Raw genomic sequence first — 20,924 nt, forward strand, 5'->3', positions numbered from 1 at the left:
CGTCGGCGCCCGGTTCAGCCCGCGCCCTGCTGCCGGGCACGCTTCCGGCGGACGGCGAGGAACACGCCCCCGGCGACGAGGAGCACTGCCGCCGAGGCCCCGGCGGTGACCAGCGGGGCTGTTGAGGAGTCGGACGCGGCGTCGGCGGACTTGTCGCGCTGTGCGGACTGCGAATCCGCGCTCTTCGCCGCGGTGTTGCCGCTGCCGAGGTCGGGCAGGGCGGGCAGCTCCGCGTCCTCATCGAGGGCTACCGCCAGGGACACGGGATCCATGCGGGTTCCCTCGGCGTACATGCCGTCGAACGCCTTGGCTCCCTGGGCGGTGAGTTCGGACCGCACCTCGCTCAGCCGCACCAGTCCATCCTGCGGCTTCAGCACGTTCTTCGCGGCGGGGAAGGTGATCAGCGGTTGCTGCCGAATTGTGCGGTCGTTGCGCGTCACATCGGCGCTCAGGGTGCCCTTGCCGTCGGCGATCCGTACGGACAGTGAGGCGAGGCGCAGGTCGAGCCGCTTGCCGGTGAACCGCACGGCGCCGTCGAAGTCCGCGTTCAGAGTGCCCTTTTCCCGGTCGTAGGTGCCCTTCCCGGCAGGAAAGCGGAAGAGCGCCCCACCGTCCTGCGCCCCGTCGGTCAGCTTCCAACGGCCTTTGGTGATGGAGCCGGTGACGTATTCGCGGAAGGTTCGGCGCACGCCCCAGTCGACGGCTGCCTCGGTGAACCGCCCTCGCTTCCCGGCGTCGGCCTTGCGGCTCTTCTTGTCCTTCTCGCCCTTCTTCTTGTCCTTCGCGTCGGCGCCGCTCCCGTCGCCGCTACGCGGTGCGAGGTCGACGGAGAGGCTCACCGGGTCGAGGGGGGTGCCCGCCTTGTAGTAGCCGGCGAAGGCAGTGGCGCCGCGTGTGGTGAGCCGGGCGGGGACGTTGGTGAGGGCGATCGGGCCGGTGCCGCCGCGCATGTCGACCCTGCCGAGATCGAGTGAGGCCAGCGGTACCCGGGAGGAGTTGGTGACCTTGCCGGTGCTCTTCGCCTTGCTGCGGATGTCGGCGTACAGCGTGCCGGTCCTGCCGGAGACATGCACGGCGGGGCGGCTGACGGTCAGGTCGAGCTGGTTGCCGCCGCCGGGCTTGCGGTGTCCGGTGAAGTGCACTCCGCCGGAGAAGGAGGCGTCGAAGGTACCTGTTTTCGGGTTGTAGTCCCCGTGCGCGGAATGGAACCGGAACTGGCTCTCGCCCGCGGTGGCGGCGCCACCGGTCAGCGACCAGCGGCCTTGGGCGATGGGGCCGGTGACGTAGCTCTGGAACGAGGCCTTGATGCCCCAGTCCAACCGGCCCCCGGAGACGGTCCGTTCGTCGGTCGGCGCGGTGGGTGAGGTCCGGGCGCCCGGCGCCGTCAGCGCGGTCTGCGGTTTCGGAGCCGTGGTCGCCGCGGCTGCCGGTGCGGCGGTGGCCGTCAACGCGGCAGCGGTCAGGGCACTCAGCACCAGCGCCACCGGTCCGGCGCTCGGGTGGGCGCGGCGCACTCGGTGGCCGTGCCGGGTTCGGGAATGCATCGGTACGTCTCCAGGCAACCGGAGGGAACGAGGGACGAGCGGGCGCAGCAGCGGTGCGTCGGAAGCCCCCTTTTGGTCCAGGAAGGCGGGCTGGCGAGCAAGGTAAGGCTAACCTAAGCTATGTCGGGCTCGCCCGGAAGTCCCCGCTTCGGCGACTTCAGGCAGCCCCGAGAGCCCCGACCGGTGAAAGGCGCAGACGTGCACCAACGAACCCGAGTGCCAGGCGTGTTCGCCGCCGCCCTCGCCCTGGCGCTCTCTGTCAGCGGCTGCGGCGGCGCCCCGGGCGACAAGCCGTCAGAGCCCAACTCCGCTGGCGGCAAGCACGGTTCGGCAGGCTCCGCACACGCCGACCGCGTCCAACCGCTCTCCGGCCCGGCGCCCGCACCGAAGTTGCCGGTGCGCGTCGAGTCCGCCGACGGGCGCACCGTCACTGTTCGCAGCGCCGAGCGGATCGTGCCGCTCACCGGATCCCTCTCCGAGATCGTCCACACCCTCGGCCTCGGCGACCAGGTGGTGGCCCGGGACATCACGGCGACGTTCGCGCAGGCCAAGCACCTTCCGGTCGTCACCCGCGCGCACGATGTGTCCGCCGAGAGCGTGCTCTCCCTGAAGCCGACCGTCGTACTCGCCGAGACCACCACAGGACCGTCGGAGGCCGTCGACCAGATACGGGACGCGGGCATCCCCCTCGTCGTCGTCGAGCCCGCACGCCAACTGTCGGACGTGGACACCCGGATCGCCGATGTGTCCCGGGCACTGGGCGTACGGGCGGCGGGTGAACGGCTGCGGGAACGGACGGACAAGAGGATCGCCGCCGTACGGAACGACATTCCCCAGGGCGACTTCGGGGGGACGGAGAAGTCGGGCGGTGAGCGGGAGCGGGGCGGCGATCGGCCACGGGTGGCCTTCCTCTATCTGCGCGGCTCAGCGTCCGTCTACCTCCTGGGCGGTGCCCGCTCAGGTGCCTCCTCTCTCATCGAGGCGGCCGGCGGCGTGGACGCGGGCAAGGAGTCGGGTCTGAAGAAGGACTTCACCGCCATCACCAGCGAAGCGCTCGTCAAAGCGGCCCCGGACGTGATCCTGGTGATGACCAAGGGCCTGCAATCCGTGCACGGCGTCGAGGGCCTGCTGAAGATCCCCGGCGTCGCCGAGACCCCAGCCGGCCAGAACCGTCGCATCGCCACCATCGACGACGGAGTCCTGCTCAACTACGGCCCCCGCACCGACCAGGTCCTCAAGGACCTCGCCGGCCAGATCCACACGAAGGGCGGCGCTTCATGACCGCCCCGGTCCACCGGGGCCGGTCAGAGCCCGAAGACCCCCGCCCTTCGGCGCCCGCCGCCGACACGAGGGCGTTGCGGGAGACGGCAGCCGCCGAAGCGGCCGGGAAGGCGCCACCCGGAAAGGCAGTGGCGGCCGGGGAGACGGTGGCAGCAGGGAAGGCAGAGGCGTCCGGGGAGGACATGGCAGCCGGGAAGGCACAGGCGTCCGGTTCGGTGCCGAGGCCGCCCCGGACCCGGCGTGGTGCCGCCGCCACCCTCACCCTCGTACTCGCCACGGTTCTGGTGCTGTTGGCCCTGCTCTCGGCAGGCATCGGTGCCTACACCATCCCCGTCGGCGACGTCTTCGGCTCCGTTCTGCACCGGGCCGGGCTGGGCGGCGCTCCGCTCGACCGCGTCGCCGACAGCGTGCTGTGGAACGTCCGGCTGCCCCGGGTCGCCCTCGCCGTGCTCGTCGGCGCCTCCCTGGGATGTGCCGGGGCGCTGATGCAGGGCGTGTTCGGCAATCCGCTCGCGGAGCCCGGCGTCATCGGCATCTCCTCCGGCGCCGCTGTCGGTGCCGTCGCCTCCATCGCGCTGGGCCTGACCTTCTTCGGCACCTGGACGGTGACCGCCTGCGCGTTCGTGGCGGGCCTGGCCACGGTGCTGGCGGTGTACGCGCTGTCGCGCTCCGGCGGCCGTACGGAGGTCGTCACCCTCATCCTCACCGGCATCGCCGTCAACGCGTTCGCGGGTGCGCTCATCGGCCTCGGCGTCTTCTTCGCGGACAACGCGCAACTCACCCAGATCACGTTCTGGCAGCTCGGTTCGCTCGCCCAGGCCACCTGGCCGAAGGTGCTGGCCGTGCTGCCCTGCGCGCTCGCCGGTCTCCTCGTCGCACCCTTCTACTCCCGCCGCCTCGACCTGCTGGCGCTGGGCGAACGGCCGGCGCGGCACCTGGGCGTCGACGTGGAGCGGCTGCGGCTCGCCCTCGTCCTGATCGTCGCCCTGCTGACGGCGGCGGCCGTCGCGGTGGCCGGCATCATCACCTTCGTCGGCCTGCTGGTGCCGCATCTGCTGCGAATGGCGGCCGGTCCCGGGCACCGTTTTCTCGTGCCGGGCAGCGCGCTGGGCGGCGCCGTCGTCCTGGTCGGCGCCGACCTGACCGCACGCACCGTGGCCCAGCCCGCCGAACTCCCGCTCGGCGTCCTCACCGCACTGCTGGGCAGCCCCTTCTTCTTCTGGCTGCTGCGCAGGACCCGGCGCCGCCAGGGCGGTTGGGCATGACCCGGGCACCCCTCCTCCCCCACGCCGTCGCCCCGACCCGAGGAATCCCATGCACCGACTGACCCTCACTCCCCGTCGCCGCCAGGACCTCACCCGGCTCCGCCCCGCTGCCGGCGAGCCGGTTGCCGAGGCGTGCGGGGTGGCTGTCCGGCTGGGCGGCAGGCGAGTGCTCGACGGGATCGATCTGCCCCTGGCCGCCGGTGAGGTGCTGGCGCTCGTCGGGCCCAACGGCGCGGGCAAGTCCACCCTGCTCGCCGCACTCGCCGGTGACCTGCCGCCGGAGGCGGGCACCGTTCGGCTGTGCGGACGCCCCGTCGGGGATTGGACCCCGCGCGAACTCGCCGTACGGCGCGCCGTGTTGCCGCAGGCCGCGACGCTGGCCTTCCCCTTCACCGTCGCGGAGGTCGTCCACATGGGCCGTACGCCGTGGGCCGACACCCCGCGGGAGGACGAGGACGACGCAGCCGTCGCCGAAGCCATGGCCGACGCCGAGATCACCGCGTTCGCGGACCGGCCGTTCTCCGCGCTGTCCGGGGGCGAGCGGGCCCGCGTCGCCCTGGCGCGGGTCCTCGCCCAGCGCACCCCGCTGCTCCTGCTGGACGAACCGACGGCGGCGCTGGATCTGCGCCATCAGGAGCTGGTTCTGGCGCTGTGCCGGGCCCGCGCCGCCGCGGGCGACGCGGTCGCCGTCGTCCTGCACGACCTGAACCTGGCCGCTGCCTACGCGGACCGTGTCGCCCTGCTCGACGCCGGGCAGCTGACCGCACTCGGCCCGCCCGCCCACGTCCTCACCGCCGACGCGCTCACCACGGTCTACCGCCACCCGGTCGAGGTCCACCCCCATCCGGCCACCGGCGCCCCGCTCGTCCTCCCCGCCCGACGCCCGAACGCCGGCTGACCGCCCGAACAAGCCCGAAGACGAACGAGCTCGAAGAAGAACCAGCTCAGGGAAGGATCGCGTCCACGTAACCGCCGTCCACGCGCAGGGCACCGCCCGTGGTGGCCGAGGCCAGCGGCGAGCTGAGGTAGACGGCCATGTTGGCGATCTCCTCCGGTTCGATCAGCCGCTGGAGCAGTGACTGGGGCCGGTGCTTGCGCATGAACTCCCGCTGCGCCTCCTCCCAGGGGAGACTCGCGTCGACCAACTCGTAGACGAAATCCTCCACGCCACCGGTGTGCGTCGGACCGGCGATGAGGGAGTTGACGGTGACCCCGGTGCCCGCGGCCTCTTTGGCGAAGCCACGGGTGACGCCGAGCAGCGCGGTCTTCGACATGCCGTAGTGGATCATCTCGGCGGGGATGACCACCGCCGAGTCGCTGGCGATGTTCAGCACCCGCCCCCAGGAGCGTTCCTTCATCCCGGGCAGATACGTGCGGATCATCCGTACCGCGGCCAGCACATTGACCTCGAAGTAGCGGCGCCACTCCTCATCGGTGATCTCCAGCGCGTCCTTGGCGCCGAAGATGCCGAGGTTGTTGACGAGGATGTCGGCGTCCGGCAGGGCCTCGGCGACCCGACGCGCGCCGTCGTCGGTGGTGATGTCCCCCGCGGCGGCGACGAACTCACCGCTGCCCTCCGTCTGCTCGCCGAGCCGCGCCACGGCCGTCTCGACGGACTCCCGGCTGCGGCCGTTGACGGCCACCCGGGCACCGGCACGGGCCAGGCCGGCGGCGATGGCGGACCCGATGCCCTGCGTCGAGCCGGTGACCAGAGCCGTCCGGCCGGAGAGGTCGATCTGCACGGTTCCTCCTTGAGCTAGGTGGACACCGTACAGATCGTGCCCTCAAGGCATAGGCGGGCGGGGCCGGTCGGCCAGGCCATGTTCGTGGGACGAGAGCAAACGCCGAGCGTCGGCACCGGCAGCGCGGCCGGTCGCCGTCATCCCACGCGGGCCCGAGACCCGGGTGCCTTGGCACAGCCTGGATCGCGCGGGGGAGAATCCCGGCATGGTGATGGCACGGCACTGGTACTCCTCGTCGCCCGTCGTGGACGGGCATCCGCTCCTCGGTGAGCCGGGCTTCTGGCCCGCGCATTTGGCAGACCTGTCCGAGGGCTTTCCGCCGGAGGCCTTCGGCTCGGACGCGGGCGACGCGGACGCCATGCTGGGCAGGCTCCAGGACCCGTCGGCGTGGCCGGTGTTCACCGTTCCCCTGGCCGGTGATTTCACGATCGTCGTGCACTACAACAGCGGCGAGGAGTGCACCACCACGGACTACTTCCTCACCCACCCCGAATGGGGCCAGGATCTCGTGCTGGCCAGCGACGATCAGGACCGCATCGGCCCGGGGCTGTGCTGGCCCGAACTCGCCGCGCTGCGGGAAGCACCGGAGGGTGCCACTGGTGTCACCGATCCCGATGCCCGTCTCCTTCTCCTGCTTCCCGTGCTGGGCGACACGGCGGCCCCGGACGAGGCGGTGGCAGCCGTGGCCCGGGCGTTGACCGCTCAGGGGGCTCCCGAGGCGAGCGAGCCGCTGGCCGGGCGCCTGCTCCAGGGGCACCCCATGTGGGGCGTCGAGGACTGGTGGTTCGACACCGACGAGCGGAGCTGGATCTGCGCAGGCGAGCACAGCCCCCGCACGGCGCCCCTGGGTGACCACTTGTCCGAGCAGCAACGGGCCGCTCTCGAAGCCTGCCTCACTCCGAGTTGACCACTCACGCCGGGGGGAGCATGCCCATACGGTGCCCGCCAACGGCCTTTGGCCGCACGCATCTTGACTTGGTATGGACCAATACGCTTGAGTGCCTCCACCCCCACAAGTAGAGGAGTGCGCGAGTGTCGAAGAGACGCGTCATGGCGCTGCTGACCGCCGTAGTGGTCGGATGCAGCTTATGGTTTGTCATGCCCATGGCCTCGCAGGCGGCGAGCACGGCGAAACCATCGAAAGGCAAGGCGGCGGAATTCATCGTCAGCGAGAGCCAGTTCAACCAGATGTTCCCGAACCGGAACTCCTTCTACACGTACAGCGGCCTCACCGCGGCCCTGGACGCGTACCCGGGCTTCGCCAACACGGGCAGCGACACCGTCAAGAAGCAGGAGGCGGCGGCGTTCCTGGCCAACGTCAGTCACGAGACCGGCGGTCTCGTGCACGTCGTGGAGCGGGACGCCGCGGTGGCCTGGAAGACCGGCCTGTGGTACTGGAACACGCAGTCAGGACCCGGCACGATGACCCCGCACGACGCCATGGTCAACGGCGCCGGCTTCGGCGAGACGATCCGCGCGATCAACGGCAGCCTGGAGTGCAACGGGGGCAACCCCGGCCAGGTGCAGAGCCGGGTCGACAAGTACAAGCAGTTCGCCGCGCTCCTGGGTGTGCCCCCGGGCGACAACCTGAGCTGCTGAACCCAGCGGTCCTGCCGCCGGGCCTCGGGTCCGGCGGCCCGAAAGGAGAAGAGCCCAGGCCGGGATCGCCCGGCCTGGGCTCTTCGTCGGCGGCACCTGTCGTATCCGGTCCGGAACACGAGCGGGCGCTGGTGGAAGGCGTCGGCACCGAGGCGTCCCACGTCGCGCGTCCCGTCAGGCGTCGAGCAGAATCTTCCGGCCGGACGCAACAGTTTCTCAGCTGTGCACGCAGTGCTCGCGTGGGTGTCCAAGGCCGGAAGTCGACGGCCGGCGCGGGTCGTTCAGGCCCGAAGCGCCTCCAGATGTGCCGTGCGGACCTCGGCAGTCTGGCCCTGGACGACGAGGAAGAGACCCTCGCGGGCGAGGCGCTGGGCCGGGCTGGAGAGGCCGAAGGCGCGGCCGCCGCCGGCGACGATCGCGGCGGTGGTGGCGGCGCGCATCAGGTCGTAGGCGCGGGTCTTGACCGCGAGCCTGTCGTCGAGGCGTTCGGCGGGCGGTACCTCGTCGACGAGGGCGTAGGCGTCTCGGCGGGCGGCGTCGAGGCGGGGTCGGAGGGCGTCCGCGGTCTCCTTGGCCTCGCCGTCGCCGGAGGCGTCGAGCAGGTCGAGCGCTGCGCGGGCGACGCCGAAGACGGCGGGGTTGGTGTTGGTGTTCTTCGGGCGGTCGTCCATCGCCCAGCGCTCGTACGGCGTACGGAGAGCCACCGCGTCGTCCGGCAGTACCAGGCCGTCGAGCAGCAGCCCGACCGTACGCGAACCGGTGAGCGCGGCGAGCTGGAGCCAGGGCGTGGAGGTGAGGCCCGGCTGTTCACGGGCGTCGGCGACGGCGAAGACCACCTCGCCGTCCTCCGTCGCGCCGCCCAGCAGAAACACGTCGTTGAGGCCCCACCCCGTGTACCAGGGCACCCGCCCGTCGAACCGCCAGCCGCCCGGCACCCGGGTCGCCCGCACCGGCAGCTTCGGATAGGCGCGCAGGTGCGAGAAGGCGATCCCGGCGAGCAGCGTGCCCTCGCTCAGGGGGCCGAGCCAGCGTTCGCGGGCCGCCTCCGCCTCCTGGCCGGCCGTGGCCAGCGTACGCACGGGCGTGTGGTGCTGGGCCTGGACGAAGAACGTCGAGCAGCAGGCGCCCGCCAGGATCTCGGCGATCTCCCGTCCGACGGCTGCCTGAGCCTCCGCACCTCCGTAAGCTGCCGGTGCGTTGACCCCCAGCACGCCTGACGCCTTGACGGCCGCGATGGCCTCGGGCGTGACGGCCTCGCGATCGTGGGTCTCGGCGGCGGGAGAGAGGACGTCGTCGGCCAGCCGGCGGGCCGCTTCGATGAGGGGGTGGTCGGGGATCGCGGTCATGCTGTCGGCTCCTTGGAGGTCGTACGGGGCTCGCCCAGGGTCAGCATCAGGCGGTTGGCCCAGGCGAAGACGGCAACGACATGGACCAGGTCCAGGATCTCCGTGTCGCCCAGTCCCGCGTCCGTCCGCAGCGCCGTGAGATCGAGCGGCTGGTTGGGCTCCCGGGTGAGGCGTACCGCGAAGTCGGTCACGGCGCGGCGGCGGGGTGTCCCCGTGTCCGCCTCCGCGCCCTGGCGCAGGATCGCCTCGGCCGGGGCCGCGTCCTTGTGGAGCTGGGCGAAGCGCCGCGCGTGCACGGACGCGCAGTACACGCAGCCGTTGACGCGCGAGACCGCGAGTGCGGCGATCTCCCGGTCGCGACGGTCGAGGCCGCGCGGCGCGTACATGATGGCGTTGTAGAGCCGCGACCGTTCACGCAGCGCCGCCACATCGTGCACGAGCGCCAGGTAGTACGGCGAGGTCTTCGCCGTCGGCAGCGACTCCTCCAGTACGGCGAGCTGTTCGGGCGTGGCTTGGTCCACGTCCACGGTCTCCACCCACGCGTCCCACTCCAGCGCGTCGATGGTGAACGGCCGGGCCTCGCTCGCGACCTCGTACGCGGGCGGCTCACCGCCCTCGGCGGGGACGCCGCCGAGCGCCCGCAGCCCGGCGACGAGCCGTGACTGGTAGGTGACGAACGCGATGAGCTGCGAGGCCGCGACGATCTCCGGGGCGCTCCAGCCCGCGTCCTCCAGCACCGCGATGTCCTTCGGGCCCGCCGTGGAAGGAGCGAGTACGAGAAGGTCGGCGTGGCGCCGGAGCGCGGTGAAGCGCGCGGAGGGGGCGGGTGCCGGGCCGAGGGAACGGTAGTGCGCGGCCAGCTTCGGCGCGCCGTCCAACTCCGCCGCGTACGCCGCGAGCGCCGCCCGCTCATCGCGGCCGAGCCCGCTGTCGGCGGTGCCGGTCAGCAGCGCGTCGTGGGCGCCCTGCGTACGCGCGTACGCCTTGTCGCGGTACGTACGCAGCGCGGCGGGCGTACCGGCGACGGAGTCGATCACATCGGGCATGGGTGGTGGTGCCTTTCGTAGAACTGACGTGGAGAGGAACTCGGGGGCCGGACAAAATCCGCCGGGCACCCCTAGTCCGCCGCATCCTCCGCGGCCCGATACGCCCGCAAATACAGCCGCGCGCCCGCGACCAGCAGGATCGCCACGCACACCGCCAGCGCGGACGCCGCTCCCAGGTCCTGGTCGGCGAAGGCCAGCTTGCGGATCTCCAGCGGCACAGTGGTCGAGGTATCCATCGGACCGCCGCCGGACAGCAGATACGGCAGGTCGAAGTCGTACGCCGTCCAGATGGTGCGCATCAGCATGGCGACGATCAGCGCAGGCATGATCCACGGCAGCGTGACGTAGCGGAAGACGCCGAACCGCCCGGCGCCGTCCAGCGCCGCCGCCTCGCGCAGTTCGCCCGGCATCGTCTGGAGCCGCGCCAGGACGACGATCACGATGAACGGCACGTACTTCCAGCAGTTCACGGCGACCAGCGCGGCCATCACGGTGGCCGGATCGGCGAAGGGGTTGACGAGGGTGTCGCTCAGCCCGAGCGTCCGCAGCAGATACCCCGCCATACCGGAGGTGTCGTTGAACGCGAAGCGGAACACCATCGCCGCGACCACGGCCGGGACGACGTACGGGAAGAGGACGAGCCCGCGCGCCAGGGTCTGGCCCCGCAGCCCGGCGTTGAGCAGCAGAGCGACGGCGACTCCGGCGACGGCCTGGATCACCACGTTCCCGGCGACCCACAGCACGCTGCGCCCGAACGCGCCGCGCACGGCCGGGTCCTCCCACAGTCGGCGGTAGTTGTCGAGGCCGAGGAAGGTGTGCTCGCGGGTGAGGAAGTCGACGTGGAAGAAGCTGTCGAAGACCGACGCGAGGAAGGGGTAGACGGCGAAGACGAGCAGCAGCAGAAGCGCGGGCACCAGCATGAGGGTGCCGAGCGTGCGGTCCGACAGGCCCCGGCGCGGGGCACCGTCCTGCCACCGTACGGGCACACGGGTCCGGGATACGGCAGTCACTTCACGGCCCCCTGTCCGATGCCGCCGACGAGGAATTTCTGGACGAACACGAACAGCACCAGCACGGGCGCGACGACCATCAGCGCGGCGGCCATCAGCACGCCCCACGAGTAGACGCTCGTCTGGTCCATCAGCAGCGAGAGCCCCGGGCTGAGCGTCAGCTTCTCCGGGTCCGCCATCAGCGTCGACGCGAAGAGGTATTCGCTCCAGGCCGCGTTGAAGGCGAACACGGCTGTCGCGACCATCCCCGGCACCGACTGCGGCAGCACCACCCGCACGAACGCGCCGAAGCGGGTGCAGCCGTCGACCATCGCGGCGTCCTCCAGCTCGACGGTCAGCCCATGGAAGTACGAGCGCAGCGTCCACAGCGCGAACGGCAGCAGCGTCGCCGTGTAGATCACGATCAGCGCGGCCAGGTTGTTGGCGAGCCCGAACCTCGCCACCAGCTGCGAGACCGGCACCAGCACCAGGATCGGCGGCACCAGATACGCGAACAGCGACAGCTCACCGACCCAGCGCAGCCCCGGAATCCGGAACCGGACGAGCGCGTACGCGGCGCAGGTGCCCAGCGCGACCACCAGCAGCGTCGAGCAGGCGGCGACGATCAGGGAGTTGGTCAGATACGTACCGAAGGACGAGATCTCGAAGAGCGTGCGGAAGTTGTCGAACGTGAACTCGTGCGGGAAGAACGTCGGAGGGTAGGAGATGATCTCCTCGTCCGGTTTGACGGCCGTGAACAGGATCCACAGCAGCGGCAGATCGGCGAGCACCACGACGGCGACGAGCGCCACGTACTGGAGGGCACGCCCGAGGCGGAGAGTCCTCATGCGCCGGGCCTCCACTCCGGGTTGGCCTTCCGCCAGTCGCGGGCCGCGAAGGCGAACTGGTCCACGGCCCGGCGCCACGCCTGCTCGGGGTCGTCGCCGCGCAGCAGGATCGACTGCACCATCGACGCGTCGGCCGGCGGCGGCGCCCACGCCTTGCCGGCCCAGGGGCAGGGGTTGGAGAGCTTGCCGTCGTAGCGCCCGTTCACGACCGAGCCCATGGCCATGTCGGGGCTCATCGCGTGCGGGACGAGATCGAGGATGGTGCGCACCCAGTCGCCGTGCTTCTTCAGGTACGGGTCCTTCGAGTGGCCGATTTCCGCGCGGAGCCGGGCCTTGACGGACTTCAGCGGCGGGACGAGGTGTCCGGGGACGGTGAGGGAGAACTTCAGCGCGTTCTCCCCGGTGGTCAGCTCCTTGAGGAAGGCGCGGGCCTCGCGTCTGTGCCGGGTGTGCGCGAAGACGCTGTACTGGTTCTTGCCGCCGTACGCCAGCCGCCCCGTACGGAACGGCCCGGCCGGGACCGGGATGACGCCGGTGACCTCGGCGATCTTCGGGTTCTGCGCGGCGAGGTTGACGCCGAGCCGGCCCGCCATGGTGGCGAAGGCGGCCTTCCCGGAGATGTAGGTGTTCATCAGGTCCGGGTAGTTGGTGTTGTACGCGCCCTTGCGCCCGTACCGCATGATCGCGACGTGCCGCCGTACCGCGTCGAGCACCTCGTCCTTGCCGAACAGGACTTCGCCGTCGGACCCGTAGTAGTCCCAGCCGGCCTGGTAGACGTACGGGGCGAGGAACTGGGTCGTCATTCCGGGGGTGTTGCCCGCGCCGGAGGAGATGCCGTCGATGCCGTCCCTGCCGTGCAGCTCGCGTACGGCGCCGAGGAACTGGCCGTAGGTGCGCGGCGGCTCGATGCCCGCCTTGTCGAGGAGGTCCTTGCGGTAGTAGAGGACGGAGGCGTTGGCCTGGAACGGCATCGCGTAGTCCTCGCCCCGGTGGATGATGCGGGTGCCGGGCAGGAAGTCGTCCTCGCCGATCTCCTCGATCATGCCGGTGAGCGGCAGCAGATAGCCCTTCACGGCCCAGTCGAGGATGTTCGCGGCGGGCGGCGCGAAGACGCCGATGTCGGTGCCGGTCTGCATGGCCGACTGGAGGTACTGGAGCTGGTTCTCGTCCGAGTACAGCGTCATCTTCACGGTGACGCCGGGGTGCTGCCGCTCGAACTTCTCGATCACGGAGCGGTAGAAGGCGAGCGATTTGGGGTCCGACTCGGTCGTGTAGAAGGGCACGACCTTGCCGCCGGCGGCGGCGCCGGTGCCGCAGGCGGTGAGCAGAGCGGAACCGGAGGCGGTGACGGCGGACGCGGCGGCCAGCGACAGCAGGCGGCGCCGCGAGAGCCGCCGCGATATGCGGGCGGAAGGCATGGCGGTCCAGGGTGGTGCGTGAGCGGAGGGGGAGCGGGGAGAGTGCCGCTCAACATCCCGTGCTGGTGGACCGCCGCAAGTCGAGGTAACGGCGCTGGGTGAGACGCGGAGTCGTCACGGCGCTGCCCTCCTCGATCTTGGTCCGATACAGATGACCGGCAAACTATGTGGTGGGCTCGTCAGCTGTCAAAGGTGATCCACCTGCTGGGAAGCCGGACAGCAACCCATTCCCTTCACGGCAACCAGCGAGCCCGGGCGGCGCCGACCCGACGGAATTCACCGCCGGTTCCAGCCCCGGCCATCCGCGGCCGCTAGCTTCCCCGGCGCAGCAGCACCGTCCGTGCCCCTCCCTCTTCGTCAGGAGAGCTCATGGATCGTCGCTCACTTCTCCGCACCGCTGTCGTTGCGGGCTCCACCGCCGCGCTGGGCGGCTCACTGTGGCGTACGGCCGCCGTCGCGGCCCCCGCTCAGCCGGGCGCCGGTCCCTACGGCCCGCTGAGTGCCCCCGACTCGAACGGCATCCGGTTGCCCAAGGATTTCACCAGCAGGGTGATCGCGCGGACCGGGCAGAAAGTCGGCTCCACCGGCTACACCTGGCATCCGGCACCCGACGGCGGCGCCTGCTTCTCCGCCGAGGACGGCGGCTGGATCTACGTCTCGAACTCCGAGGTCGCCCCGGGCGGCGGGGCCGGTGCAGTCCGGTTCGACGCGCGGGGCGGCATCACCGGAGCGCACCGCATTCTCGACGGCACCCGGCTCAACTGCGCGGGCGGCAAGACGCCCTGGAACACCTGGCTCTCCTGTGAGGAGACGGACCGCGGCGCCGTGTTCGAGACCGACCCGTGGGGCAGCAAGGCAGCACAACGCCGCCCCGCCATGGGCCTGTTCAAGCACGAGGCCGCGGCCGTCGATCCCGACCGCAAGGTCGTCTACCTCACCGAGGACGAGTCGGACGGCTGTCTGTACCGCTTCGTCCCCAGCACCTGGGGCGATCTGTCGGCAGGCAGGCTGGAGGTGCTGACCATGGGCTCCGGCACCTCGGGTCCCGTCAGCTGGGCGAAGGTGCCCGACCCGGCGGCCGGCGGCACCCGCACCCGGCACCAGGTCGCCGCGGCCAAGCACTTCGACGGCGGCGAGGGCTGCCATTACGCGGACGGCACGTGCTGGTTCACCACCAAGGGCGACAACCGGGTGTGGCAGCTGAACTGCGCCGCCAACACCATCGAACTCGCCTACGACGACGATCTCGTACGGCAGGGCGAGGACGCGCCGCTCAGCGGCGTGGACAACATCACCGGCAGTGCCTCCGGAGATCTGTTCGTCGCGGAGGACGGCGGCAACATGGAGATCTGCCTCATCACGCCGGACGACGTCGTCGCGCCGTTCCTGCGCGTCGAGGGGCATGGCGAGTCCGAGATCACCGGCCCGGCGTTCTCCCCCGATGGCAAGCGTCTGTACTTCTCGAGTCAACGCGGCGCCGATGGGAGTTCCTCCGACGGCGTCACCTACGAGGTGGCGGGGCCCTTCCGGGGGTAGCCGTCCTCGGGGTCTACAGGCTCGGCCCCGCGCGCCTTTGAGGCCCGTCGGCCAGCCGGTTAGGGGGTGCCCCTGGCCGGCGCTTGCGGACTGCGGGTTGTCTGTGGCTGGTCGCGCCGTTCCCCGCGCCCCTTCGGGGCGCGTCCCCCTGCTGCGCTTGGGCAGTCTGCGCCCTGGGGGTACCTCCCGGACGGAGTCTGGGGGAGCAGGGTGGGCAAGCGCAGCACCCATTGTCGGTACGCAAGACTCGCGGGGCTACCGGCCGCGGAGCGGAAAGCGTTGCAGAGCGGCGAAGGGGTTGTCGGTGAACAGTGTGTGTGCCCGGACTGTGCCCCCAGGGCGGAGCCCTCCCGGTTCGGCGTAGCACTCCGCTCCGCGCTCGCAGGTGCGGTTGGGCGACGGTGACGTGAGCCGGGACGACCCGGGCCATCGCAGGGTCCCAGGCGTGTCTCCACCGCTCGATCTGTTCGGCCTCGCGCCCCGCGAGCACCACACACAGATGCCGTCTCATGCGCCCGTCCAGCGCGGCGTGCGCTTCTCCGCGAAGGCGCGGGGGCCTTCCTGTGCGTCGGCGGAGGTCAGCATGGCGCGGTAGCGGGGCAGGTCCGCGTCGCGCAGCCGGGCGTACGCGGCCTCGGTCCCCAGCTGCTCCGTCGTACGGAGGACTTCCTTCACGGCTGCCACCGCCAGCGGTGCGCCCTCCCGGATGGTGTGTGCCAGGGCGAGCGCTTTCTCCAGTGCGGTGTCCGGCCGCTCGGCGACCTGATTCACCAGGCCCCACCGGGCCGCCTCCGCGGCGCCGAGGCGACGGCCGGTCAGCAGCAGCTCGGTCGCCACTGCGCGCGGCACTCTGCGGGGCAGTCGCAGTACGCCACCGGAGTCGGCGATCATGCCGACCCGCACCTCGGGGAGGGCGAACTCCGCGTGGGCGTCGGCCACGATCAGGTCGGCGGCGAGGGCGAGTTCGAAGCCGCCGCCCAGTGCGAGTCCGTTCACCGCGGCGATCACCGGCTTGTCCAGGTCGAACAGCTCGGTGAGCCCCGCGAATCCGCCGGGTCCGTGGTCGGCGTCGATGGCCTCGCCCTCGGCCGCCGCCTTCAGGTCCCAGCCCGCGGAGAAGAACCGCTCCCCCGCGCCGGTGACCACTGCGGCCCGCAGCGTGCCGTCTCTGCGCAGCCGGTCGAAGCCTTCGTACAGCGCCTTGCTCGTGGCGGCGTCAATGGCGTTGGCTTTGGGGCGGTCCAGCGTGATCACCAGTACGCCGTCGTGTACGTCCAGCTGTACCGGGTCCATGGTGTTCCTCTCCGTCGTTCCCGTGGTTCCCCTCGTGCCCGTCATTCCTGTCGCCCGGGTGGACACGGCTGATCAGTACGTCCGCTGCGACGGCGCCTTGCCCCTCGGGCAGCACCAGCAGCGGGTTGACGTCCAGTTCGGTGACCTCAGGGTGGTCCTGTACATAGGCGGCGACAGCCTGAACCGCGTCGACCGCGGCGCGTACGTCACCTGCCGGGCGGCCCCGGAAGCCGCGCAGCAGTGACCAGACGCGCAGCGAGGCGAGGGCGGCTTCGATCTCTCCCTCGGTGGTGGGCAGCAGCAACGTGGCGGTGTCCCGGACCAGTTCCACCAGTACGCCACCCGCTCCCAGGGTCAGCGCGGGGCCGAAGACCGGGTCGTGGTGCACGCCGACGAGGATTTCGGCGATGGCGTCCGGCACCATCCGCTCGATCAGAAACCGGTCGGCGAGCCCCGCCATGGCCGAGACGGCGTCCTGCACTGCCGCTTCGTCCGCCAGCCCCAGGCGCACGCCGCCTGCCTCGCTCTTGTGCGGCAAGTCGGCAGCGAGGGCCTTGGCGACGACGGGGAAGCCCAGCCCGCGTGCGGCCTGCGCGGCCTCGCCGGGTGCCGCCACGACGCCGTTCGGGACGGGCAGGCCGTACGCTGTCAGCTCGCGCTTACCGGCGTGCTCGTCCAGCACTTCGACCCCGCGGCCGGCCTGCCCAGGTATCGGGCCGCGTGGCGGTACCGGTTCGGCCAAGCGCTGGGCGGCGCCGATCCGGTGGGCTGCGGCGATGGCCCGTATACAGTCCGCCAGTCCCTGCATGGGGGCGATGCCCTCCGACAGCAGCCGCTGCGCGACCGGTTCGGGCACTCCTTCGGGCAGCGAGCCGACGACGCACGCCGGGGCACCGGTGCGGCGCTGTGCTGCCGCGTAGGCGTCGAGTGTGGTGTTCCAGGCACTGCTCTCGCATCGGTCGGCGCGTGGCATGTCGAGCAGCAGCAGATTCATGTCGCAGTCCGTGCCGAGGAGTGCGGTGAAGCACTCCCGCTGCGCGGCGAGATCGCCCCAGATGTAGGTGTGGTAGTCGAGCGGGTTGCGTACGTGGACGTGCTCGCCGAGCACCTCGCGCAGCCGTACGGCCGACTGCTCCTGGAGCGGCGGGAGTTCGACGCCGTGCTGCTGCGCGGTGTCGGCCAGCAGTGCGGCCTCGCCGCCCGAGCAGCTGGCCGAGGTGATCCGGGCAGGTCCCGCCGGGTCCGTACCACCGCTCAGCGGTCCGTGGACGTGCAGCAGCTTCAGCGTCTCCACGAAGGTGCCGATCTCCGCCACCCGTGCGACACCGGTACGCCGGAACAGGGCGTCGCACAGCACGTCCGAGCCGGCGAGTGAGCTGGTGTGGCTCATGGTGGTCTGCGCGCCCAGCTTCGAGCTGCCCGTCTTCAGCGCCACGACGGGGACGCCGCGCCGCAGCGCGGACAGTGCCGCGCGGGCGAACCCGACGACGTCCGCGATCCCTTCCAGGTGCAGCCCGATGGCAGTCACCCGCGGGTCCTCCAGCAGCGCCTCGATCAGCTGCGGTGTCCCTGTGACCGCGCTGTTCCCCGCAGTGATCACGTAGGCGAGAGGGAGGGCTCGGCGCTGCATGGTGAGGTTCTGGCCGATGTTGCCGCTCTGGGTGATGACGGCGACGCCGCTGTCCGTACGGGTGCCGCCGTGCTGGTCGGCCCACAGCGCCGTACCGTCGAGGTAGTTGAGGACGCCGATGCAGTTGGGGCCGATCACCGGCATGTCACCGGCGGCGGCACGCAGTGCGTCCTCCAGCGCGGCACCGCGCGGCCCGTCCTCGGCAAAGCCGGACGCGTGACACACCGCCCCTCCCGCGCCGCGCCCGGCGAGTTCCGCGAGGATTCCCACCGTGGCCTCCCCCGGTACGGCGAGGAACGCGGCGTCCGGCGCCACGGGCAGCTCGGCCGTGCTGCGGCGGCAGGGCAGACCCTCGATGTGCTCGCGCCGCGGGTGGACGGGCCACAGCTCGCCCTCGTATCCGACGGCGCGGCACTGGCGTACGGCTTCCGAAGCGGACTCCCCGCCGTACAGGGCAATGTGACGGGGCGCCAGCAGGCGTGTCAGGCGGTGGGCGGCGGCCGTCATCAGGCGCCCAGGGGGCGCAGCAGGGAGCGGGAGATGATGTGGCGCTGGATCTCGCTCGTGCCGTCCCAGATGCGTTCGACGCGGGCGTCGCGCCAGTAGCGTTCGATGGGCAGTTCGGCCATGAGTCCCATGCCGCCGAAGGTCTGGAGGGCCTGGTCGGTGATGCGGCCCAGAGCTTCGGAGGCGTACAGCTTGGCCATCGCCGCGTCGCGGTCGGTCATGGTGCCCTGGTCCTGTTTCCAGGCGGCGCGCAGGGTCAGCAGCTCGGCGGCCTCCAGCTCGGTGGCCATGTCCGCGAGTGGGAAGCTCACCCCCTGGAACCTGCCGATGGGCTGTCCGAACTGCTCGCGTTCGGCGGCCCAGCCGAGAGTGAGGTCGAGGACGCGACGGGCGCGGCCGATGCTGGTGGCGGCGACCTGGAGGCGGCTGGCGCCGAGCCACTCCCCCATCAGTTCGAAGCCGCGGCCCTCCGCGCCCAGCCGCTGCCCGGCCGGGAGCCGGACGTCGGTGAAGGCCAGTTCGCACTGGTGGTAGCCGCGGTGCGAGACGCAGCGCGAGCCGCGCCGCACCTCGACGCCGGGCGCGTCGAGGTCCACCAGGAAGGCGGTGATGAGGTTCTTGGCGCCGCGCGGTGTCTCCTCGGTGCCGGTGGCCGTGAACACGATGGCGAAGTCGGCCATGTCGGCGTGCGAGATGAAGTGCTTGGTGCCGTTCAGTATGTAAGCGTCTCCGTCGCCGCTCTGGCGTACGGCCCGGGTGCGCATCGAGCGCACGTCGGAGCCGGCGCCCGGCTCGGTCATGGCGAGACAGTCGTGCCGTTCGCCGCGGATCGCGGGGAGGAGGTAGCGGGTACGCTGCTCGCCCTCGCACGCTTCAAGGATGTTGCTGGGGCGGGCGACGAGCATCTGGAGGGCGAAACTGGTCTTTCCCAGTTCGCGTTCGACGAGGGTCATGCTGACGGCGTCGAGTCCGCCGCCGCCGAGCTCCTCCGGCATGTTCGCCGCGTACAGCCCGGCCCGGATGGCCTTCTCGCGGACATGGCGGGCGAGTTCGGGCGGTACGTCGTCGAGTTCTTCGACCTCGTCGGCGTGCGGGTCCAGTTCGGTCGTCACGAATCTGCGGACGGTATCCACGATCATGCGCTGCTCGTCGGTGAGCTCGAACTCCATGTCTGGTCTCCTCACCTGGTCCCGCGGCGGGCCCGGCCCCGGTCGCCGGGTATGCCCATGGGCTTGCCGACCACTTCGGGCACGGGCAGTTCGTCGTGTGCGGTCTGGATCGCGCCGAGCCTGCGCAGCAGTTCACCGGGGAGCGGGCAAGCTCGCGCCTGCTCCGTGTCGACGTGCAGCAGCATCTGCTCGGCAGTGGCCAGCAGGGTGCCGTCGGCGCCGTGCCGCATCTCGTGGAACAGGTGCACGCGCTTGGTGTCGTGGTCGAGCAGTCGCAATGTGAGCGCGAGCGGTTCTCCCTCGGCGACCTCGCGCTTGTTGTGCAGGTGCGTCTCGACGGTGTAGAGCGACGTGCCGTTCGCCCGGTACTCCTCGTCGATGCCGAGGTAGCGGAAGAAGGCGTCGGAGTTGTCACCGAAGACGAGCAGGTAACACGACTCGCTCATATGGCCGTTGTAGTCCACCCACTCCGCCCGCACCGGCGTGCTGTGCAGCGCCAGCGGCGCCGGTACGGGCACCGCGTCGTCCCATGGCCGGTGGCCCGTCCCCTCGTACGGGGTGACCACGCGGGCTGCCTTCTGTGTCATCTTCCACCCCAGACAATCCGGAGGCGTCGCACATTACGCTGTGCACGTTCGTATTGTGCGACGCTAAGGGTGGGCTTTCCGGCCCGTCAAGGGACCGCGCTGCCCGCACGGGCCGCGGCGAGCGGACGACTACGCTTCGCGGAACAGGCGCTTTCCGGAACAGCGCTTCCCGGAGCGGACGAAGAGAGCGGAGGCAACGGAAATGGACGCGGCGCACGCCCCGGACGCCTCGGACGAGCAGGGCCCGGCACGGCCGGGCGGAGGCCGGGTACAGGCGCTGGAGCGGGCCATCGCCCTGCTCAACGCCGTCTCAGCGAGCGCCCCACACGGCCGCCCTGTCGCCGAACTCGCTGCCGAGTGCGGCCTCAACCGGGCTACGGCCTGGCGGCTGCTGGCCACGCTGGAACATCACGCGATGGTCGAACGCGACCCGGCCGACAACCGGTACACCATCGGCTCCGCGATCAGCCGCATGGCCTCGACCGCGAGCATTGAAGGGCTGATCCGCCGCTCACACGACGTACTGGAGCGGCTGTGCCGGGACACCGGCGAGACCGCGAACCTCGCAGTGGCGCAACGGCTCGGCCTCACCTACGTCGATGAAGTGGTCCCGCCCGCGGTGCTCAGCGCACGCTGGCTCGGCAGACAGGTCCCGATCCACGCCACCTCGGCCGGCAAAGCCCTGCTGGCCTGGCAGTCGACCAAGGAGGTCGACGCCCTGCTCTCCGGCCCGCTGGCCGAGTACACCGAGACAACACGCACCGACCGGCAGGACCTGCACGCCGAACTCGCCAAGGTCCGCGCCCAGGGGTACAGCGTCAGCGTCGGCGAACTCGAACCCCAGTTGTACGGGGTCGCCGCCCCCGTCCTCGACGCGGGTGACCGCCCCATCGCCGTCGTCAGCGTCTGGGGCCCGCAGGACCGCGTCCCCGAATCCCGTTTCGCGGAACTCGGCGCCCAGGCCCGACAGGCGGCGCATGAAATCCGCGAACGCCTCGCGCCCGGGGCCTGACCTGCCTCTCCTCGAAGCCTGGCCGGAGGGCTCCGGCGTCCCGACCCGGAAGACCTCCGGGTCCTGGCCCGGAAGGCCTCCAATCCAAAGCCACTTGGTTCCCCCAAGCACC

Annotated in this window: 18 protein-coding genes; 7 read left to right on the forward strand and 11 right to left on the reverse strand. The window is 71.2% G+C overall.

The window, feature by feature from the left end; genetic code table 11:
* Positions 1-14: 14 nt before the first annotated feature.
* On the reverse strand, positions 15-1,544 hold the full coding sequence (locus ACQEU8_RS20275) for an HtaA domain-containing protein (protein ID WP_433103036.1): 1,530 nt from the start codon (positions 1,542-1,544) through the stop codon (positions 15-17).
* Between the two features lie 120 nt (positions 1,545-1,664).
* On the opposite strand from ACQEU8_RS20275, the gene ACQEU8_RS20280 reads away from it, so the two are divergent.
* From ACQEU8_RS20280 to ACQEU8_RS20290, 3 genes are all read left to right on the forward strand, one after another.
* Entirely contained in the window at positions 1,665-2,825 is a 1,161-nt protein-coding gene (locus ACQEU8_RS20280) for a heme/hemin ABC transporter substrate-binding protein (protein WP_433103038.1), read from the forward strand.
* Between the two features lie 182 nt (positions 2,826-3,007).
* A complete protein-coding gene (locus ACQEU8_RS20285; protein WP_433108600.1) occupies positions 3,008-4,090 on the forward strand; it encodes a FecCD family ABC transporter permease in 1,083 nt (360 codons plus the stop codon).
* A gap of 49 nt (positions 4,091-4,139) precedes the next feature.
* Positions 4,140-4,988 (forward strand): heme ABC transporter ATP-binding protein, encoded by an 849-nt coding sequence (locus tag ACQEU8_RS20290; protein WP_433103042.1) that lies wholly within the window; start codon positions 4,140-4,142, stop codon positions 4,986-4,988.
* Positions 4,989-5,034: 46 nt separating this feature from the next.
* Here ACQEU8_RS20290 and ACQEU8_RS20295 read toward each other — a convergent pair whose 3' ends face one another.
* The gene (locus tag ACQEU8_RS20295) at positions 5,035-5,832 is read right to left on the reverse strand and encodes an SDR family NAD(P)-dependent oxidoreductase (RefSeq protein ID WP_433103044.1); all 798 of its coding nucleotides are present in this window, start codon (positions 5,830-5,832) and stop codon (positions 5,035-5,037) included.
* A 205-nt stretch (positions 5,833-6,037) separates the two neighbouring features.
* On the opposite strand from ACQEU8_RS20295, the gene ACQEU8_RS20300 reads away from it, so the two are divergent.
* Positions 6,038-6,739, forward strand: coding sequence for a hypothetical protein (locus ACQEU8_RS20300; protein ID WP_433103046.1), 702 nt, complete (start codon positions 6,038-6,040; stop codon positions 6,737-6,739).
* Positions 6,740-6,882: 143 nt separating this feature from the next.
* On the forward strand, positions 6,883-7,431 hold the full coding sequence (locus ACQEU8_RS20305) for a chitinase (RefSeq protein ID WP_433103048.1): 549 nt from the start codon (positions 6,883-6,885) through the stop codon (positions 7,429-7,431).
* A 281-nt stretch (positions 7,432-7,712) separates the two neighbouring features.
* On the opposite strand, the gene ACQEU8_RS20310 is transcribed toward ACQEU8_RS20305, so the two are convergent.
* The 5 genes from ACQEU8_RS20310 to ACQEU8_RS20330 all read right to left on the reverse strand — a co-directional run bounded on the left by ACQEU8_RS20310 (position 7,713) and on the right by ACQEU8_RS20330 (position 13,078).
* Positions 7,713-8,777: an acyl-CoA dehydrogenase family protein gene (locus ACQEU8_RS20310; RefSeq protein WP_433103050.1), complete on the reverse strand. Its 1,065-nt coding sequence runs from the start codon at positions 8,775-8,777 to the stop codon at positions 7,713-7,715.
* The gene (locus ACQEU8_RS20315; RefSeq protein WP_433103052.1) at positions 8,774-9,823 is read right to left on the reverse strand and encodes a CMD domain-containing protein; all 1,050 of its coding nucleotides are present in this window, start codon (positions 9,821-9,823) and stop codon (positions 8,774-8,776) included. Before ACQEU8_RS20315 ends, ACQEU8_RS20310 begins: the two co-directional genes overlap by 4 nt.
* Before the next feature lie 71 nt (positions 9,824-9,894).
* On the reverse strand, positions 9,895-10,833 hold the full coding sequence (locus tag ACQEU8_RS20320; protein WP_433103054.1) for a carbohydrate ABC transporter permease: 939 nt from the start codon (positions 10,831-10,833) through the stop codon (positions 9,895-9,897).
* The gene (locus ACQEU8_RS20325) at positions 10,830-11,660 is read right to left on the reverse strand and encodes a carbohydrate ABC transporter permease (protein ID WP_433103056.1); all 831 of its coding nucleotides are present in this window, start codon (positions 11,658-11,660) and stop codon (positions 10,830-10,832) included. The genes ACQEU8_RS20320 and ACQEU8_RS20325 overlap by 4 nt, the downstream gene beginning before the upstream one ends.
* Positions 11,657-13,078 carry an ABC transporter substrate-binding protein gene (locus tag ACQEU8_RS20330; protein WP_433103058.1) on the reverse strand — a complete coding sequence of 474 codons (1,422 nt, stop codon included), beginning with the start codon at positions 13,076-13,078 and terminating at the stop codon, positions 11,657-11,659. The genes ACQEU8_RS20325 and ACQEU8_RS20330 overlap by 4 nt, the downstream gene beginning before the upstream one ends.
* A gap of 369 nt (positions 13,079-13,447) precedes the next feature.
* Between ACQEU8_RS20330 and ACQEU8_RS20335 the strand changes: the two genes are divergently transcribed.
* A complete protein-coding gene (locus ACQEU8_RS20335; protein WP_433103060.1) occupies positions 13,448-14,614 on the forward strand; it encodes an alkaline phosphatase PhoX in 1,167 nt (388 codons plus the stop codon).
* Positions 14,615-15,121: 507 nt separating this feature from the next.
* Here the strand turns inward: ACQEU8_RS20335 and ACQEU8_RS20340 are convergent.
* From ACQEU8_RS20340 to ACQEU8_RS20355, 4 genes are read right to left on the reverse strand one after another with little or no spacing between them, the layout of a single operon-like run.
* Complete coding sequence (locus tag ACQEU8_RS20340; RefSeq protein ID WP_433103062.1) at positions 15,122-15,907, reverse strand: enoyl-CoA hydratase-related protein; 786 nt, start codon at positions 15,905-15,907, stop codon at positions 15,122-15,124.
* A complete protein-coding gene (locus tag ACQEU8_RS20345) occupies positions 15,831-18,044 on the reverse strand; it encodes an acetate--CoA ligase family protein (protein ID WP_433103064.1) in 2,214 nt (737 codons plus the stop codon). The genes ACQEU8_RS20340 and ACQEU8_RS20345 overlap by 77 nt, the downstream gene beginning before the upstream one ends.
* Complete coding sequence (locus tag ACQEU8_RS20350) at positions 18,044-19,213, reverse strand: acyl-CoA dehydrogenase family protein (protein ID WP_433103066.1); 1,170 nt, start codon at positions 19,211-19,213, stop codon at positions 18,044-18,046. The genes ACQEU8_RS20345 and ACQEU8_RS20350 overlap by 1 nt, the downstream gene beginning before the upstream one ends.
* An 11-nt stretch (positions 19,214-19,224) precedes the next feature.
* Positions 19,225-19,800 (reverse strand): thioesterase family protein, encoded by a 576-nt coding sequence (locus ACQEU8_RS20355; RefSeq protein ID WP_433103068.1) that lies wholly within the window; start codon positions 19,798-19,800, stop codon positions 19,225-19,227.
* Between the two features lie 202 nt (positions 19,801-20,002).
* Between ACQEU8_RS20355 and ACQEU8_RS20360 the strand changes: the two genes are divergently transcribed.
* Positions 20,003-20,812, forward strand: a complete 810-nt coding sequence (locus tag ACQEU8_RS20360) for an IclR family transcriptional regulator (protein WP_433103070.1) — start codon at positions 20,003-20,005, stop codon at positions 20,810-20,812.
* The last annotated feature ends 112 nt before the right edge of the window (positions 20,813-20,924 follow it).

The sequence above is a fragment of the Streptomyces sp. CA-250714 genome, assembly GCF_050936705.1.
Classification (GTDB): Bacteria; Actinomycetota; Actinomycetes; order Streptomycetales; family Streptomycetaceae; genus Streptomyces.